Source organism: Bacillus sp. SA1-12 (assembly GCF_000981385.1).
Classification (GTDB): Bacteria; Bacillota; Bacilli; order Bacillales; family Bacillaceae; genus Metabacillus.
Genome location: NZ_LATZ01000128.1, coordinates 358,172 through 377,146, shown reverse-complemented (window position 1 = coordinate 377,146; position 18,975 = coordinate 358,172). Strand labels below are relative to the sequence as shown.

Genomic DNA, 18,975 nt, shown 5'->3' with positions numbered 1-18,975 from the left:
ATATCCTCCTTTAGGTAGCTCTTTTCAGATTATCTGTTTCAACATAAGAAGTTTACGCCTAGTTCTTAGTTCTTCCTAATTGTTCAGCCCTTCCCCTAATTCTCGAGAAAATAGGGTACTATGACTTCTGCTGACTTCTGATTGTTCAGCTATCTATCGCTAGATAGGTTACCAAATGTACTTGGCGTTCCAATCAGACCTCCCCAGGTAAGAGTGCAATCTTTCCCTCCACCTATCTGCTTCATTTACTCTGTATCACCTTCGACAGAAAGGACTTTGTTTTGTTAAGCAAACTCATCCAATGATACCTAGCCTTATATGAAGTTCGTGTTCCTCAGACCGGAGGTTTGCCGCTCACTTCCTTCAGATTCCATGTCACCATAGACACCCTTGTGTTAGGCTAACTGTTACTTCTGTCTTCACAGTTCGGGACTTTCACCCTATAGATTACACCCATGCTGGGCGCACTTAAAAAGAAACGCCCTAATAAAAAGGGCATTTCTTACCTTAACGTTTATTTAGCTGTTTTTGCTTCGATATTTTGAATAAGCGTTTTGAATTTCTCCTTTAATGGAGGCAGGATCTCTTTTGGGTCTTTATTGTTTAAGAAAATGGTCTCTGTCTCATTTAAGAAGAATGTTCTAATTTCTCCATACCCTGCTAACATATGGTTCGGTGATTCTTTACCATTTTCAATTGATCCTTGCGCCAGCTCTTGTAAGTAGGCAGGATCGATATTTTTTTCAAAGCGTTTTGTCCATTCTCCAAATGCTTCAGAATCTGCCGGCGGATGGCCAACTTCTTGAGCAAATTTCTTTTGGATTTCGGTGCTTGTCATAAATTTAATTAATTTCCATGCTTCTTCCGGATGCTTCGTTTTCGCACTCATCATTAATGGGTCAACGTAAAGAACAGGTGTTGAAGTGCCCTCAGGGCCTACCGGAACAGGCGCAATTCCAAAATTCATATTGTTGTTGCTATAGTTGCCAAGTCCCCAGCCGCCATCAACGTTAATGGCTACTTTCCCTGTTACGAATGCATCACCGGTTTGGGCAATCGCTTCGGTAACAGCTGGTGAAGGTGAAATTTTATGATCGTAAATATTAGCGCGGAAATATTCAATTGCTTCAGCATAACGCGGGTCATCAAAATGACTATCTTTTACAATACCTGTTTGATAAGCCTGATCATCGTACAGATCTACGCCATAATCCCAGCCGTAGTTATCTCGATCACCATTATCACCGGCTAATCCATAAACGGCATCAGGTTTTCCGTAATTTGATGTCAATTTTTTCGCAATATTTCTTAACTCTTCCCACGTCCAGTTTGGATCGCCAAATTTGTATTCCGGATAAGGAACGCCGGCTTTATCAAACAAATCTTTGTTGTAATAGACGTACGTTTGGAAAGAAGCAAATGGAATTCCCATTTGTTTTCCTCCAATTTTATAAATATCAAGGAGATTTTGCGTAATATTCTTATTTTCAAAAGAATCCATATATGGAGTTAAATCAGCTGCTAAGTTACGTTTTGTATAGTCAGCGAATCCGCTTGCCCCCCAATGGCTGAAAACATCCGGCGGAGTTCCGCCTGCCACTAAAGTAGAGAGCTTAGAATCAAAATTATCCCATGGTACAGCAATAACTTCTAATGTAATATCAGGATTTGCTTTCTCAAATTCAGGTTTTAAAACTTCTTTAAAGAACCATTCTTTTTCTTTCCCTGGTGCTGCAGTTGTTAAGATCGTTAATTTTGTTTTTCCGCCGCTATCTTTTTCGCTTGGTGTTGAACTGCTGGAAGAACTACATCCGCTTAAGGCAGTTAGTGTTAACAGGAAAACAACCATTATGATACTGAATACTCTCTTCTTCATCCCTACACCCCTTGTAATCTATTGATCATTTTTTATAGGATTACGAAAATACCGCTCTTCGTTTCTTCTAAGACCGCCCCCTCTCAATTTGCTGCTGTGATTTGGTTTACTTGATTCCGGTAACAACAATTCCCTCCACAAAGTATTTTTGCGCAAAGAAGAACAGCAGTAACGGAGGCAAAACGGCGATAAGTGATGCTGCCATTAATAAATGCCACGGCGGAATGGTAAACTGTGATGTAAATGACGACAAGGCGATCGAAAGTGTATATTTCGTTTCACTATTTAAATAAATCAGCGGACCTAAATAATCATTCCAACGGAACATAAATCCGAAAATAGCCGCACTTGCCAATGCGGGTTTACAAAGAGGCAAGGCGATGCTCCAAAAAGCCCTTAGCTCTCCACAGCCATCAATTCTTCCCGCTTCAAACAAGTCCTTTGGTAATGTATTAAAGAATTGTCGCAGCAAAAAGATGATATACGCTGAACCGAAAAGCGACGGTACAATTAACGGTAGATAAGAGTCTGTCCAATTTAACGTTTTAAATAATACAAACTGCGGAATCATAACCACCGGATAAGGAATCATCATCGTTGCTAGCACAGCAAGGAATAAAATGTTTCTCCCTTTCCCCTTATATCTCGAAAAGCCGTACGCAACAACCGCTGATGAAAGGACTTCTGCAAGTGTGCCTACAACAGAATACACAGTTGTATTCCAGAAATAGAGATTAAACGGCTTAAAAGTAAGTGCTTCCTTGAAATTACCCCATTGCAAGGTTTCCGGTATCCATTTAGGAGGAAACAAGAACACGGTTGTTTGATCCTTTAAGGCAGTAGATAACATAATAAACAATGGGCCAAGCATTAGGATGGAAATGAAAAATAAGATGATAAATGAAAAAATCTTTGTTGGTAGATCCTTTATTTTTTTTCGAGTTTTCCTCTCAAGTAAAGGAGTAGATGCTGGAACTTGTTGCGGTGTCACCTCTCGTGCCATTACTGATTCCCTCCTTCATAGTGAACCCATCTTTTTGATAAGGACATCATAAGCCAAGTTAAGAGCAGAACAACGACAAATAAAATCCATGCCATGGCTGAGGCATATCCCATATTAAATGATCCAAATGCTTGTTGGTATAAGAAATAGACAAAGAAGAAGGATGCATAGTTCGGACCGCCCTGGGTCATAATTTGGGCCTGAACAAACACTTGGAAGGTTCCGATGATTCCGGTAATTAATAAAAATAATGTAGCTGGTGAGACCATCGGGACCGTAATATGTATAAATTTACTGAATTTAGATGCCCCATCAATATCCGCAGCTTCATACAGACTGCTCGGAACACCTTTTAACCCTGCAAGATAAATAACCATATTTGGTCCAATGCCCCAAAGCGACATCATAACCAGCGAGGGGATGACCCATTCCTCACTAAGCAGCCACTGCGGGCCTTGTTGTCCAGTAAGTTTATAAATTAAAAAGTTCAAAACACCCAGCTGAGGATTTAACATCCAAAGCCATAAGAGGGATAAGGCAACACCGGAAATAATCGATGGCAGATAAATGATTGTCCTAAAAAAACGCTGACCAGGTATCTCAACATTTACAAGCATAGCAGTCAGCAATGAAAGAACTAGTCCTAAAGGAACCGCAAGCAAGGTGTAATACAAGGTTACTTTTGCTGATTTCCAAAATAGCGGATCGTTAAAAAGCTGTGAATAATTCTTAGCTCCTACGAAGACCGGCGGATCTGCAATATTGTATTGCGTAAAGCTGTAGAATATGGACATTAAAATTGGACCGCCTGTAAACAAAAGAAATCCAATAATCCATGGTGAGATGAATAAGTAGAAATACTTGTTTTCTCTCGCTTTAATGAGCGATTTCGCTTTCATTTTCTTCCTCCTTTTTTAATCCCTGCATACTAAGAAAAAAATCGTTAAAATGCCTGTAACACCGTAGAGTTAAGTATCTTATTAAAATTCCAAAATATTTGGTAAGCGCTTCCAAATATTCGTTTTAAAAAAAGATGCTATATATTTAATAACTTTCTATCCTTCGCATGAACCACCACCTTTTCCCTTAACCCCTTTTAATCTAAAAGTTTCTTCATTTCCTTTAATTCAGAATTTTTCCAACGTTAATTATATTCGAAAAATAACACACACACTATTAGTCGTCAACATATAACTTATCGACAACATTTTGTAGAATTTTGTTGATAAAATTGTTTTTATAGGATAATTTCTGCATCATCAGCTTCACGATCTTTTAAACCCTTACCTTTTTCCTTCTCTACTGTTCATTTTGGTCTTCATTCCCTTGAAGAAGGGTGCTCTGTCACTTTTATTAGAAATTTGTCAATATTATTTTACTAGTAAGGATGTAGTATATTCATAGAATTGAAAATACTTTGCAAGGAAAAAATGTTCAACATGATAAAAACAGCTTATGAAAGTTGCCCTTATTTATGATGCTATTTATTCCTTTTTAGGATACTAATAAACAGATTCAGCTAAACGGCCGTTCAAATGTTTTCCGACTATTATTGAATACTAGTAAGTTACTGGGATTTACTCAAAAGTTGCAAGATTCTCCCTAGAACTTTAACATTCCTGCTTAGCGATTTCTATTAAACTTCTTTGCAGAAAAGAGACTCTTACATGCTGCAAGAGCCTCATGTGAGCGGACTACCCTTTCACCGATCCTGCCAGCAGTCCTTTTACAAAATATTTGCCTAGTAAAATATAAACGAGCAATGTCGGCAATGCGGCCAGCAGTGCACCGGCCATTTGCACATTCCATTGAACGATTTGCGAGCCGGACAGGTTTTGCAGGGCAACCATGATTGGCTGCTGGTCTGAAGTTGTGATGGTCACGGCGAAGAGAAATTCATTCCATATATTCGTAAATTGCCAGATCGCTACGACAACAAAGCTTGTAATCGACAGCGGTATCATAATATGGCGAAAAATGCCCAGAAAGCCGGCGCCGTCAATTTGTGCCGATTCAATCATTTCATCAGGGATATTTGCGTAAAAGTTTCTAAACATTAACGTTGTGATTGGCAGGCCGTACACAACGTGAACAAATATAAGACCCGGGATTGAGTTATAAAGACCAATTTCACGCAAGAATTGGATTAATGGAATCAGAATGCTTTGGTATGGGATGAACATACCGAATAGGATGATCGTGAAAAGAGTATCCGCTCCTTTAAATTTCCACTTTGACAAAACATAGCCGTTCATCGCCCCTAGCAAGGCTGACAGTAATGTTGCCGGGATAACGAGATAAAACGAGTTGATTAAATTTGGCGATAGTTTTGTGAAAGCTTCTGCATAACCGCTAAAGTCGAGTGATGACGGCAGCTTCCACATTGTTGCTAGCGTGACTTCATCAAAAGGTTTTAGGCTTGTGATCACCATGACATACACAGGCATAAGAAAGAAAAGGCTCATGGCGATTAAAATGAGATAGATCATTGGTTTACTAAAACGTTGCAGGACCATTTATTTCTCCGCCTTTCTGCTGTGGATCAAATAAGGCACAATGAAAATGGCCACTGATACAAGCATGATTATCGCAATCGCTGCCCCATTTGCGTAGTAGTTGCCGCGGAAGGTCGTTTCAAACATGTAAACACCTGGAACATCTGTGACAAAATTGGCCCCTGGTCCTGTCATAGCATAAATAAGGTCAAATATTTTCAGGGAAATATGCGCCATGATGATGATGACACTGACAGTAATCGGCTGCAATAAGGGCAGGATAATTTTTCGATAAAGCTGAATTTCCGTTGCCCCGTCCATCCGCGCCGCTTCTCTCACTTCATCGGGAATGCCGCGTAAGCCTGCTAAATACATCGCTAGCGAGAAACCGGTCATTTGCCAAACCGCTGCGATGACGACTGCGATAAGAGCCACCGGAATTCCAAATTCAATTCTCCCCCACTCGAAGCCCGCGAGAATCGATGTATCGGTATACCATTTTGGGCTTAAGCCTAATTTGGTTAGAAATAAGTTTACACCTGTTGAAGGGTTAAGAAGCCATTGCCAAACAACACCTGTAACAACGAATGATAAGGCCATCGGGAAGAAGAATAGGTTACGAAAAACCGGTTCAGCTTTGATTTTTTGGTCAAGCAGGATCGCCAGACACATACCGCTTAATATAACGAAGCCGATAAACAGCACGGAGAAAAAGAGCGAATTTCGCAGGTCCGCTTGGAATCGGAAATCTTGGAATAAATACAGATAGTTTTTTAAACCTGCAAAAGAAAAGTCTGGTACGAGTGAGTTCCAATGACTGAATGACACATAACCGGTCCATCCAATAAAGCCGTATACAAAGATCAGGATAAGTAAAAATGATGGCAGGATAAAAGCAATGGCCATAAGATGATCACTTGATGGCTTTTTCTTTTTAGTCAGGACTGAAACCATATTCTGTTGCGGATAAGGTTTGACTGATGGCATGGTTTTCCCTCCTTGTTAGGGGACAGTCCCTCTTTTTTGTATTTAGCCACTGTCCCCTGTATTCCAAGCTTTTACTTTAATTCTGCTGCAGCAGAATTCATGTCTTTCGTGAATTGATCTGTGTTTTGTTGAGTAACGAAGATGTTGATGCTTTGGTTAACTTTTGTTAAGAAGCCTTCGGATGCTGCTGAGCCGTGTGCAAGGCTTGGTGCGAGTTTTCCTGTTTTGAAGTCTTCCATAGTGTCTTTTCCGTATTGGTCATATTTTTCAATGTCTGCGTCGACACGTGCAGGAATGGAGCCTTTTAATGGGTTGAATGCGTCTTGGCCTTCAACTGATGCAAGAACACTTAAGAATTTTTTAACACCTTCAGGGTTCTCAACACCTTTTGGCAAGCCGAATGTGTCAGTGATGACCATAAATTGGCCTTCTGTTCCTGGTGTTGGGATATAGCCGAAGTCCTCGTTAACTGCAAGTTTTAAGTCGTTTACAAAGTAGCCCTTTGCCCAGTCGCCCATTACGTTCATAGCAGCTTCACCGTTTGCGACTAGCTGGGAAGCATCCTGCCAGTTGCGGGAGCTGTGGTCGTCATTAATATAAGTCAGCATTTTCTTGAAAATGTCTGCTGCTTCTACTACCTTTGGATCATCAAATGAAAGTTCGCCTGTCCAAAGCTTGCCATAGTCTTCATTTCCTAATACGCCAAGCAAAACGGTTTCATATAAATGTGTTGCCGTCCATGGTTCCTTGTCGCCAAGTGCTAGCGGAGTGATGCCTTTTTCTTTTAATGCATCTGCTGCTTCAAAAAACTCATCAAATGTTGCTGGTGCTTGTAAGCCGTTTTCTTCAAATACTTTTTTGTTGTACCAAAGAACATTTCCGCGGTGAATATTGACTGGAACGGAGTAGATATTGCCATCCTTGCTTACCATGTCAATTAAGTCTTGCGGGAATTTATCGTTTAAGCCTTCTGCCTCGTAAAAATCGTTAAGCTTTTCCATCTTTTCGGCTGCTACCCAGCCTTCATTTAATTCTGCACCGCCATGTACTTGGAAGGTTGCAGGAGGATCGTCACCTTGCATGCGGCTTGCTAAAACGGCCTTTGCATTCGTACCGGCTCCGCCAGCTACTGCCGCATTTTCAACCGGAATATCTGGATATTTTTCTTCAAATAATGCTAATAATGCTTTTAAGCCATCCTCTTCGCCCGCACCTGTCCACCAACTAAATATATCTAATGGGGCCCCAGCATCTCCACTGCCGCCTTCACTATTTCCCTCTGTTTTTTCTTCCATGCTCGAATTTGAGCTGCAAGCTGAAACTATTAATGAGAAAACTAAAAACAAAGATAAGAGAACACTCTTTTTCATGAAAAAACCCCCTCTGTTGAAATCGCTTACGATTCCTATTATAGAGGGGGATATCTGCTTTATTCGCGCCTATCTTCTTCACTATTTTATTTATTTCTGCATTATTTTGTGATTGTACTCTCGGTGCTGCGATATTGTTTCGGTGTGCAGCCCGTCCATTTTTTAAAAACCCGGCTGAAGTAATTTGGGTCTTTATAACCCACTTCATAAGCAATTTCCTTGAGGCTGAGCTTTGTATGAAGGAGCAGCTCCTTTGCTTTTTCAATTCGATAGTCTGTTACGTAGTCAATAAAGGTTAATTTCGTTTGCTCCTTAAACACTTTTGTAAAATATGTTGGTGTTAGTTTTACATATTCAGCAACATCCTCTAGGCTAAAAGAGTCTTTGTAATGAGAATGAATATAGGTTTTCGCCATCATGACCGAGTGGTTTTCTACTTTTTGCAGAATGATTTTTTCACAAAATTGGCGAATCAGCTCTAAAAAGTCCTCCTTTGTTTTAGCTTCAAGCACAGGAAGGTCGCGGATAGGAACGCCTTGCCGCTCTAATGAATGCTTTAAGCGAATGCCCCATTCTCCGAGAAGAGGAATGATGTTTTTCTCATCTGTTTCTTTGCACAAGTAATCGTAATATAGAAGGAAATAGTCGTTTGCTTGCTCAAGCTGCCCCGCTTGGATTTCACTGATAAGAAATTTCTCAAGCTTGATTAATGTCCCATCCCCTGCGTTTTCCTCAATTACTGGATATCCATAAGATACGTGGGAATCTTTTTTTAGCTGGGCGGACGCCAGCAAGGCCTGCTGATAGGAAATCGGCAGTTTTTCTACCTGGGCAAAAGGGCTGCCGATCCCAATTGTGGTGGATGCCGGCAAGGCCTGGCATATGGCGCGTGCGAGTGTGAGCGCATCTGCTTTTACTTGATTGGTTGATTTTTTTTCGGTTATGAAAAGCACGGCGCTCTTGTCCCTAAGCTCCTTTTTTATAAAGAGACATGGCGCTTTTTCCGTTAAGAGCCTGGAAACCATTTCTGGCTGGGACGTGGTGATCACCTGAAAAAATGCCATTTTTGCATTGGGATAATGCATTTTATACATTGTCTCGATGTCACCTGTTTGTTCGTTTTGCATAATCGCGGTAATGATATGCTGCTTTGCGATTTTTTGCGTTTCAAACATCTCGCGCTTTTCTTCATTGATTTCTTTTTCGACCCTTACGATTGCTTCAAAGGTTTCTTGCTTATTGCTCGGCTTCAGGATGTATTCCTTAACTCCTTGCTTCATTGCTTCTTTCGCATATTCAAATGAGTTATAAGCTGATACCATGATGAATTTTGTTCTGGGAAGCTCCTGAAGGATTTGCCTGATCGCTTCAAGGCCGTCGATGCCAGGCATGTGAATATCCATAATCATGACATCGGGCTTATTCACCTTTGCTTGTTCAATCGCGACTCTGCCATTTGCTGCCTCTCCTACTACTTTGATGTGCGTGAAGCTTTCTTCGATAAATTTCTTCATTGCTTTCCGTTCAATGATTTCATCGTCAACGATCATGATTTTCATTCCGCTTCCCCCTCTTGATACGGAAGTTTAATACGAATGGTTGTGCCCTTATTTTTTTCTGAATGAATCGTTAAGACATCCGTCCTTTTGTATACTAGATTAAGCCGTTTGATGACATTGCGCAGGCCGATGCCTGTTGAATGTCCGCTATGCGCCTCGTGGAGGTCATCCTCTATTTTTGAAAGAATTTGGTTTTTCCTATCCTCGTCCATCCCAATTCCATTGTCCGATACCTCGATGATGACATCTTTGTTGTCATGATAGATTGCGAGACTGATGATACCACCATCTTCAAGAGCCTCCACTCCGTGAATGAAGGAATTTTCTACCAGCGGCTGAAGGGTCAGGGAAGGGATTTTTACGTTTAGACAGCTTTCATCAATGCTTGTTTCAAATGTAATTCGTTCTCCAAACCTTGTCTTTTGAATGTAGAAGTATTCCTCTACTACCCTTGTTTCTTCTCTTAATGTAACGGTTTTACTGATGTCGCCCAAGCTTGAGCGCAACAGGGTTGAAACAGATTGGATGAGGCGCGATGTGACGGCCGCATCCTCGAGGTACGCCATTTTAGAGATGGTGTTTAATGTATTAAATAAGAAATGCGGGTTGATTTGGTTTTGCAGGTGCTTAAGCTCAAGTTCCTTCAACAGCTGGTCCAGCTCTGATTTTTCTTTTATTTCCTCAATAAGCTGCTTAATATTTTCGCGCATATGCTGGAAGGAATCGCTTAAGACCTTTACTTCATCCTTTGTTTTGACCTGAACCTGGGGGCCTTCAAAGTTGCCCGCTGACATTTCTTTAGCGGCTTTTGAAAGACTGCGGAGCGGCTTTGTTAGTCCGCGTGAAAACCAGACCGCTGCTAACAGCGCAAAAAGCAGTGTTGAACTGAACAGGTTGATGATGAACCATTTGAATGCATGTCTGCGCTCCTCCATTTCCTGATAAAACGCTTGATAATCCGCGAGCTCAAGGTTTAAGAGCTGTTGTGTCGATTCAAGAATATACGATGAAATGCTGCGCACTTCTCTTGCATGTGCGGAGTACTGATCGACATTACCAAAACGAACAGCTGCAATGGTCACATCACTTTCAAAGATAAGGTTTCCGACCATTCTTTGATATTTGGCCAGTTCTTGTTTATTAATCCCTGTTATCTCTTCCTGTGTCAGTCTCTTGTTGTTTTTAAGGAGTTGTTTTTTTATATCCTGATATTCCTCGATAAATGCAGGGTTTTTTTCGACAACATAGGCATTGATTTTTTCATAAATTTGCGTTGATTGCTGAGTGATTTCATTAAAGAGTAAGAAGCGCTCAAAGCTTGAGTGGTATTCAGATACCATTTTTGAGCTGCTAAAGTATACCGAATAAGAAACGATATTAAATAAAACGACAAAAGCTAAAAAATAGAGTAATAGTTTGTTACGAATTTTGGTCATGGCTCAACCCCTCCGCCCATTGCTTCAGGTGAAATCGGAAGATCCTCTTTATAAATCACCTTTGTATCTGTATGCTGAAGCGGGTTAAGGTCTTCTCCTTTTTTAAGCTGAATCATTCTCTCAACTGCTTCGTAGCCCATTTGATAAGGAAATTGAACGACTGTTGCTTCAATGGTGCCTTCTTCCATGTAAGCGAGTGTTTTAGGCAAGATATCGAAGGCGATGATATATAGATCATCCACTGCCATCATGTCTTTAACAACCTGGGCAATGCCAATACCATCCAGGGCACTAGTGCCATAGAATGCTGTTACTGATGGGTGTTCTTTTAAAATTTTATATGCCGCTTCCACTGCACCTATTTTCGTAATGGTTGATTCCTCAACTGCTATGACCCTGATGCGCTTTTCCGTTGCAACGGCATCCTTAAAGCCTTGAACGCGAAGCTTTTGATGTGGTGCATTGTGACGGCCGGTTATGATTCCAACTTGCTGAGGGCCCGATGTGTCACTGATCATGGCTTTGCCCGCGAGAAATCCTGCGTAATAATTATCCGTTCCCACATATACTTGCCGGTCGCTATTAGGGGCATCTGTGTCAATTGTTACAACTGGAATGAGTTTTTCCTTCGCTTTTGTTACAAGCTTCTCAAACTCCTCTTCCCCCACCCCCTGTGTAATAATCCCATCGACTAGACCAGCGATCGCTATATCGATCGTTTCTAAGTGTTCATCATCATTGGCCTGCATTGGGCCGAGATACTCCAGATACACATTATGAAGCTTTGCCGCATCGCGGGCACCCTGTTCAACCAAACGCCAATAATCATTATCGAGCTCCTCTGGGATGAGCACGAAGTGGTAGCTGTATGTAGTTGATTTGTTTGAAGATGGGACAGTCTCCTCAGTAAAATGAAATGCTTCGTTACCGTAATATAATGTTAGAGAACCAGTTAGTAAGAATACGAGAAGTGTAATGATATATAGAATATGTCGGAAATAGAGCATCATAACCCACCCTTTTGAGTGTAAGCGTTTGCTAATATTTTAGATGATTTATGTGGGAAATGATAGTTCCAGATGATGGTCATAGGATCAAAAGAATGACTGAAAAAAGTCCTTTGTAAAAAGGACTTTTTTCATACTATGTATCGACTTTCAATTTCTTTTTTGTAAGCACCCTTAAAAACCAAGGGAAGAAAAAACCGTAAAAAAAGAAATAGACAGGTATTCCGTATATGGTTTTCCAGTTTATATTTTCCATATATCCTGTTTGAACTAAGCCAAGTTCTAAAACAAATGAAAGTAAGGTAAAAAAAACTGCATAAACCCATCGTTTTCTTGGGTTATAGAAATTTGCAAAAATTGCAGATAAACTGGCCGGAACGAAGCTAATTAAAAAAGCATCGCCTAACTCGATCGTCTTTTTTCCCGCTAGATCAAATAAATCAAATGTTCCGCCTACAATGGCATCGGCTACCCAGGTCATGTATCCAGCCATGCCAAATGTTATATAAACGCCCACCCATGTTAGGTTCTTTTTTGGCATAAACAAGACTACTAACACTGAAATCAACACTAACACCCATACAAACCATTCACCTTCAGCCTTCATTATTTCTATCTTCATCAGATCACCTGATCCTAACTATAATATGAACAAAACCAAGATTCATTTACCTTTGTAGTTTGATGTAAATCATTCAAAAATATACTCTAGCCAGACAATTGTTCGCAGTGTTCCTTCTAAAGTTCTTTTCTTTTCATCAATTTATTTTTCATAAGACCAATACATAGAAAGATAAATGGAAAAACGATTGCCATCAACGTATGAATATAGGTAGCCAGATAGGTAAAACCAATATCCAAAAATGAAATAAAATTACTCCCTGATAGCAGCGATAATGGCGTAAAGGATATAAAATAGTTGAAGTGCACTAATCTGTTCCTTCTTCACTTTGCTATCTTTTTCATATATAAGATAGGATTGATGATGTGGCTAATAGCGTTTTCCTAAATTGACCGGAACATCCTTACAGTCAAAAAACAGCCCTTTTGTAAAGGGCTATTTTTCGTACCTGGGCATCTTGAATCACGCTTACTCTTTATCCCGGCGTCTTTTCATTACATTGTTTACAAGGTTTTGCGTAGCATCCTGAGTTGACTCTGCCACATTTTCAATTGCGTTTTGCACATAACTCGTCGCTGTTTGAACACCGTTCTTAAACATCTTTGCTTGCTCTTGGTATGTGTTATTTACGATTCGCCCGTTATCTGGCATAACAATACCTCCTTGTATTCTTTCACCTTTATTTTGTCAAAGATAGAGAAAAATATTCTATTAGAAGAGGTAAGGTTGCAAAATTATGACTGGAAGTTGCAAAATTCCCCCTAAAAGTTGCAAAAATAATGCCAAGAGTTGCAAGATTCTTCCTAAAAGCTGCAAAATGACATGCAAAAGTTGCAAGATTCTGATCCAGCGGACGCCAAATTTGAGAAAATTATTAGGTGCATAGACGAATACAAACAAAAAATACGGGCACCCTAAGGCGCCCGCATTTTTTATGATGCATATACTTTCTTTATTTGTGAGATCAGATCTTCTAGTAATTCAGTTGTTGTAATGTCCGTTGTTTTTTCGCCTTTGTCATGAGCGCGTAACAGAATTTGCAGCAGCTCTTCTTGTTTTAGCTGACTATCTTTCATATTTTACAAATCCCTTTCTTTTTTTACAATTTCAGACAATATGGGACTATTATACTTGCAATCAAGCAAGCATGCAAGCTAAACAATAATCGCCTGATTTTTCCATGCTCTTTCATGCCATGCTTTCGTGATTTTCATCACTAAAGTTCCTTTCGACAACACCATTCGATTGCTTTCTCATTTTTATGTCCCTCTTCATTCTTGTACTAAACCTTTTTAGACATTTCTTTTTGAGGTATAATAGAAGAATTAGGTTTTCATTCGAAAGGGGTTCATATGCAAATGCTAGGTCAGGAACTTAGTAAAGAACTAGTGCTTGGTGCCGGTGAACAAATTAAACAATTGCTGTCTCCCAAGGATGAGGAGGACCGGAATTTAATAAAAAAAGGACTTATCTTATATAGACAAGGCAGTATTTATAACGTAAGCGCAACGAGTCATTCCGTTTCGGCAAAGGTACAGGATGTGACAAGTGTCCAGGTTGAGCTTGATTTAGACGATTTTGTGATGAGTACATGTACTTGTCCTTCTACCTCTATTTGCAGACATCGCATCGCGACTTTCCTATATGTATATGCAAGTGTAGACCGAGTCGGCACGTTTGTTGACCTATGGAAAGAAGAAAAGCCGATAGATGATGTACTGAAAAATGTTCGTAAAGCGAGCTCGTTGTTAAAACCTGAAAAGGATTATGAAGATGCATCCTTAGCAAGCTGGATTGCCTTTTTTGATCGAGTCTATGAAGAATGGCAAGAGCAGGTTTCTTCCCCGCATCAGTTATTTCAGAGTCTGTTTCACCATTATTATTCGAATCTTAGAAAAAAGGCGCCAAAGTCCCCTGAGATGAAGCAATTTTTTATTGTCCAGGCATCTGTTACTGTCTTTTTAAAAATATTGCACCTGATTAATGAGACGAAGCCAACTGATTATATGTTACAACATATTATTTATCCCTATATTGATCAAATCATCGATAATGTCCAAATCGCCATACGGGAGATGAAGCGTTATGCCCTTCCGTTTGCACTTGATCCGCTGTTAGTTGATAGTGTTGAGCGCTTCAGGGAGCTTCTTTATACAAGCCATCATTATCAATATGAGCGTATCAATCTTTATCAATTGCTATGGATTGAGCTTTTACGGCGTGATAAATTTATCTCGATTGAACGGGAATGGCTTGAAGAACGCCTTGATCAAGAGCAAGAACAGCAATCTCCTTATGCAGTGGAAATGGAAATTGCGTTAATGCATATGGATTTTCTTCAGTCACGTGATGAGCATATTTTCGGGACCATGCGCAATCTTACGCCAGCTGCCTTGCCCCTGACATTTAATTGGGTTGAGGATATTTTAAAAAAGAAAAATTGGAAGCGACTTTCCGGATGGGTTTCCTATATGATGGAGCATTCAACAGAATACATCAACAGCGAGATACCTTTTGAGGAGAAACGCCAAGTAATTCGTTATTCGATTCAATTAATTAAACAATATGGCGACGCAGTGAAGGATCATCAGCTCTTTGAAAAAGCCTGCCGCAGCATGCTGCCATTTAGTTATGCAGAGTTTCATGATTATCTCTTGGAAAAAGAGGAATATAAAACATGGATTGAGCTCCAAACTTTATTAGGCTTTTCGCTTGATGAAATGGACTCTTATCTCTTAAAGGAAATTGAGAAAAAAGAACCGGGCATTCTTCTGCCGCTTTATGTGAAAACTGTTCAACAGGAAATTAGCATGAAAACAAGGGAAAACTATAAAATGGCAGTTCGCTACTTAAAACGAATGAAGGCACAGTACAAAAAGTTAAAACGGGAAGAAGTGTGGGAAAATTATATTCTGCATTTATCTGAGGAGCACAAGCGTCTTCGCGCCTTTAAAGAAGAATTAAAGAAAGGGAAGCTGATTCATGATTAATACGGTCAATATTGTCGTCCATGCCGAACAAATTGAAGATTACCATTTTTATGTGTATTGCACCTCGGCACATGACGAAAGCCCATTAGAAGTGAATGAATTTATCCGCTACCTTTTCACATGGCATGAGTCTTCTTTTTTCGGAACAAAGCTTGAGGACATTAGTTATATCGGCATCCCGTCTGTCCAGCTTTCTCCTTGGATGATGGTCGAGCTGCTCGGAAAAGAAACCTATAATTCACTTGCATCCATCTCCCTATCTGATGATGCAGGGCGGTTGGCAAACGATGCCCACCTGATTTATAACCTCATTGCAAATGGGCAATATGTACCTGATTTTGAAGGCTGGAAGCAGGGGGTTACTCGTTTTAAAGATGCTGAAAACCAACTAGAGGGATTTGCCTTGGAATGGTTTTCTGCTGCGCTTGCCGACTTAATTGAACACGATCATCTTCTCCGTGATGCCTGGGCAGAAATCGTCCAAACCTATCCAGTCCTTACGACATTTCAAGGACATTTTATTGATGAAGCCGATTTTCTTGAGAAAATTGGCTGGCACATCGATGATACGCCGTTTACCGTCGGCCTCCGCTTAAATGAGCCTGAAATCGATGGTGACGACTGGCAGTTGGAAATTCTGCTGCGCAGCAAAGACAATGAAAATGAGATGATTCACTATCAAGGAGAAGGCGAGCTGCCAAGAAAATGGCGTCCATATTTAGCTAAAATTGAACGTGAGCAGGAGCGCTTCTCAGAGATCGTTCCTTGGCTGAGCTTTCAAACCGGAACAACCTTTGTAACCGAAGATGAAGCATGGCTATTTTTAACAGATGCCAGTGAAACGCTGATCAATATGGGGGTAGAAATTCTTCTTCCTTCATGGTGGCAGGTTGTCAAAGAATCACAGCTTATGCTTAAAGCAAAGGTGTCGTCTTCTCCGCGAGGACAGTCCTTTGTGGGGATGAACTCTCTTATCGACTTTAATTGGCGTTTTGCCACAAACGGGGTCGAAATGAGCGAAGAGGAATTTCTCGATCTTGTTGCCCAGAAACGCCGCCTTGTTAATTATAGAGGACAATGGATTAAGCTTGATCCTGCTTTTATTAAACAGGTACAGGCGATCTTGAAAAGGGCTGATCGGGAAGGCCTTCATCTTTCTGATATTTTACATCAGGAGCTGCAGGCAAAGGACATCGATTCAGATGACGAGGATGTACTTGATACCCGGGCATTTGCCAACATTCAAATCGAGCTGAATCAGCAGATGCGAGGAATGCTTAGAAAGCTGACGGATACCAGTGAATTGCCGACTCACGCGATTCCAAGCGAATTTAACGGCACACTTCGTCCCTATCAGCAAAATGGGGTCGATTGGCTCTTATTTTTACGAAGTGTTTCCTTTGGTGCCTGCTTAGCCGATGATATGGGGCTAGGTAAGACCATTCAAATGATCGCCTATTTTTCTTATGTAAAGAATCATGAGCAGCCTGAACACCCTGCATTGATTATCGCTCCGACATCTGTGCTTGGAAACTGGCAAAGAGAATTTGACAAGTTTGCTCCACATCTAAATATTAAGCTGCATTATGGTTCAAATCGTGCAAAGGAAGAAAAATTTGCGAAATCGATTAAAGATGCAGATGTGGTGATTACCTCATACGGATTATCGCATACTGACTTTGATGAATTATCTTCGATTGCATGGAGCACGATTTGCCTTGATGAAGCACAAAACATAAAAAATGCTCATACGAAGCAGTCGCGGGCCATTCGCAAGCTGCGCGGGCTCCATCATATCGCCCTGACAGGTACGCCAATGGAAAACCGCCTGACTGAGCTGTGGTCCATTTATGATTTCCTCAATCACGGATACTTAGGCAGCCTGCACAGCTTTCATAAGCGTTATGTTCTGCCGATTGAAAAGGATCGCAGCACCGAACAGATCGAGCAGCTGCAGCGTTATATTAAACCCTTTTTATTGAGAAGAACGAAGCGCGATGAGCATGTCGCCTTAAATCTTCCTGAAAAGCAGGAACAAAAAGAATATGTACCGTTATCAGTCGAGCAAGCCTCCCTTTATGAGCAGCTTGTAAAAGATACGTTTGAACAGGTAACATCACTAGCCGGCATGCAGCGGAAGGCATTAATTTTAAAAATGCTCGGCAAGCTAAAGCAAATCTGCAATCACCCTGCCCTTTATTTAAAAGAGCAGCAGCCAAAACAGCTTATGAGCCGTTCTCATAAAATTGAGAAACTCATTGAATTAACAACAACGATTCGCGAACAGCAGGAAAGCTGCCTCATCTTTACCCAATACATCGGCATGGGTGAAATGATGAAGGACCTGCTCGAAATGGAATTCGGGGAAAAAGTTCTTTTCCTTAATGGCAGCGTCATGAAGAATGAGCGTGACCGCATGGTGGAGTCCTTTCAAAAGAAAGAGTATCCATTTTTAATTCTTTCTATAAAGGCTGGCGGCACAGGCTTAAACTTAACAGCAGCCAATCATGTCATCCATTATGACCGCTGGTGGAACCCTGCTGTTGAAAACCAGGCAACAGACCGTGCATACCGGATCGGCCAGGACCGATTTGTACATGTCCACAAGCTGATCACCACCGGTACCATTGAAGAAAAAATCGATGAAATGCTGGAGAAAAAGCAATCATTAAATGATGAAATTATCCAAAGCGAAAACTGGATCACCGAACTATCAGCTGATGAGCTTGAAGAGCTGTTTACATTGTCGATTTAAGTATGACAGAAATAATAAACTGGAATTCTCGAAAATAAATTTGTTCTAAATGGAAAAGTTCAAAGATAAAGGGGAATGACTCATTGGCAGCCAAGCAGAAAAAAGCGAAAAAAACGGAAGATAAAAAAGCCCCGCAGTGGGAAAAGCTTGTGACTCTTATTGGCAAGAAGGTTACAAAGTAAAACTGGAAACAGCCCAATTGATACATTGGGCTGTTTTTTAATTTTTACTTATTTTAAAAAGTATGACGGACATTTCTTCTTTTCAATTATGGCAATTGGACTTCATAGACTTGATCATGGACCTTTCTTCTTTTCAATTATGGCAATTGGGACTTCAGAGGCTTGATCATGGACCTTTCTTCTTTTCAATTATGGCAATTGGGACTTCATAGACTTGATCATGGACCTTTCTTCTTTTCAATTATGGCAATTGGGACTTCATAGACTTGATCATGGACCTTTCTTCTTTTCAATTATGGCAATTGGGACTTCATAGACTTGATCATGGACCTTTCTTCTTTTCAATTATGGCAATTGGGACTTCATAGACTTGATCAAGGACCTTTCTTCTTTTCAATTATGGCAATTGGGACTTCAGAGGCTTGATCATGGACCTTTCTTCTTTTCAGTCATGGCAGTTTAGACTTCAGAAGCTTGATCATGGACTTTTCTTCTGCCTAGTTATAGTAATTAAGCCCTCAGATGCTTGATCATGGACCTTTCTTCTGCCTAGTTATAGTAATTGTGCCCTCAGATGCTTGATCATGGACTTTTCTTCTGTTTAGTTATGTTACTTTGTCCTTCCAGAGCAATTTGATGTACATTTATTAGAGTCATCACTTTTTCCTAAAAGGACAACACAAAAAAACTCCC

At 40.5% G+C, this 18,975-nt stretch carries 14 protein-coding genes; 2 read left to right on the top strand and 12 right to left on the bottom strand.

Annotation, left to right across the window (positions count from 1 at the left end; all coding sequences use genetic code 11):
* Nucleotides 1-514 precede the first annotated feature (514 nt).
* The 12 genes from WQ54_RS25750 to WQ54_RS34430 all read right to left on the bottom strand — a co-directional run bounded on the left by WQ54_RS25750 (nt 515) and on the right by WQ54_RS34430 (nt 13,431).
* Nucleotides 515-1,876 carry an ABC transporter substrate-binding protein gene (locus WQ54_RS25750; protein ID WP_046588676.1) on the bottom strand — a complete coding sequence of 454 codons (1,362 nt, stop codon included), beginning with the start codon at nt 1,874-1,876 and terminating at the stop codon, nt 515-517.
* A gap of 106 nt (nt 1,877-1,982) precedes the next feature.
* Nucleotides 1,983-2,879: a carbohydrate ABC transporter permease gene (locus WQ54_RS25745; protein ID WP_046588673.1), complete on the bottom strand. Its 897-nt coding sequence runs from the start codon at nt 2,877-2,879 to the stop codon at nt 1,983-1,985.
* Nucleotides 2,879-3,778 carry a carbohydrate ABC transporter permease gene (locus WQ54_RS25740; protein ID WP_046588671.1) on the bottom strand — a complete coding sequence of 300 codons (900 nt, stop codon included), beginning with the start codon at nt 3,776-3,778 and terminating at the stop codon, nt 2,879-2,881. The genes WQ54_RS25745 and WQ54_RS25740 overlap by 1 nt, the downstream gene beginning before the upstream one ends.
* A gap of 795 nt (nt 3,779-4,573) precedes the next feature.
* On the bottom strand, nt 4,574-5,395 hold the full coding sequence (locus WQ54_RS25735) for a carbohydrate ABC transporter permease (RefSeq protein ID WP_046588669.1): 822 nt from the start codon (nt 5,393-5,395) through the stop codon (nt 4,574-4,576).
* On the bottom strand, nt 5,396-6,361 hold the full coding sequence (locus WQ54_RS25730) for a carbohydrate ABC transporter permease (protein WP_046588667.1): 966 nt from the start codon (nt 6,359-6,361) through the stop codon (nt 5,396-5,398).
* Between the two features lie 71 nt (nt 6,362-6,432).
* Nucleotides 6,433-7,731: an ABC transporter substrate-binding protein gene (locus WQ54_RS25725; RefSeq protein ID WP_046588665.1), complete on the bottom strand. Its 1,299-nt coding sequence runs from the start codon at nt 7,729-7,731 to the stop codon at nt 6,433-6,435.
* A 101-nt stretch (nt 7,732-7,832) separates the two neighbouring features.
* A complete protein-coding gene (locus tag WQ54_RS25720; RefSeq protein ID WP_046588664.1) occupies nt 7,833-9,290 on the bottom strand; it encodes a response regulator in 1,458 nt (485 codons plus the stop codon).
* Nucleotides 9,287-10,726 carry a sensor histidine kinase gene (locus WQ54_RS25715; protein ID WP_046588662.1) on the bottom strand — a complete coding sequence of 480 codons (1,440 nt, stop codon included), beginning with the start codon at nt 10,724-10,726 and terminating at the stop codon, nt 9,287-9,289. The genes WQ54_RS25720 and WQ54_RS25715 overlap by 4 nt, the downstream gene beginning before the upstream one ends.
* A complete protein-coding gene (locus WQ54_RS25710) occupies nt 10,723-11,736 on the bottom strand; it encodes a sugar-binding protein (RefSeq protein ID WP_046588660.1) in 1,014 nt (337 codons plus the stop codon). The genes WQ54_RS25715 and WQ54_RS25710 overlap by 4 nt, the downstream gene beginning before the upstream one ends.
* A 133-nt stretch (nt 11,737-11,869) precedes the next feature.
* A complete protein-coding gene (locus WQ54_RS25705; RefSeq protein WP_046588656.1) occupies nt 11,870-12,355 on the bottom strand; it encodes a hypothetical protein in 486 nt (161 codons plus the stop codon).
* A 468-nt stretch (nt 12,356-12,823) separates the two neighbouring features.
* Complete coding sequence (locus WQ54_RS25700) at nt 12,824-13,006, bottom strand: hypothetical protein (RefSeq protein WP_046588654.1); 183 nt, start codon at nt 13,004-13,006, stop codon at nt 12,824-12,826.
* Nucleotides 13,007-13,287: 281 nt separating this feature from the next.
* A complete protein-coding gene (locus tag WQ54_RS34430; RefSeq protein ID WP_197089672.1) occupies nt 13,288-13,431 on the bottom strand; it encodes a hypothetical protein in 144 nt (47 codons plus the stop codon).
* Between the two features lie 276 nt (nt 13,432-13,707).
* Here WQ54_RS34430 and WQ54_RS25695 point away from each other — a divergent pair, with 276 nt between their 5' ends.
* Both WQ54_RS25695 and WQ54_RS25690 read left to right on the top strand, forming a co-directional pair.
* The gene (locus tag WQ54_RS25695) at nt 13,708-15,345 is read left to right on the top strand and encodes an SWIM zinc finger domain-containing protein (RefSeq protein ID WP_052737970.1); all 1,638 of its coding nucleotides are present in this window, start codon (nt 13,708-13,710) and stop codon (nt 15,343-15,345) included.
* Entirely contained in the window at nt 15,338-18,100 is a 2,763-nt protein-coding gene (locus WQ54_RS25690; RefSeq protein ID WP_046588652.1) for a DEAD/DEAH box helicase, read from the top strand. The genes WQ54_RS25695 and WQ54_RS25690 overlap by 8 nt, the downstream gene beginning before the upstream one ends.
* Nucleotides 18,101-18,975 lie beyond the last annotated feature (875 nt).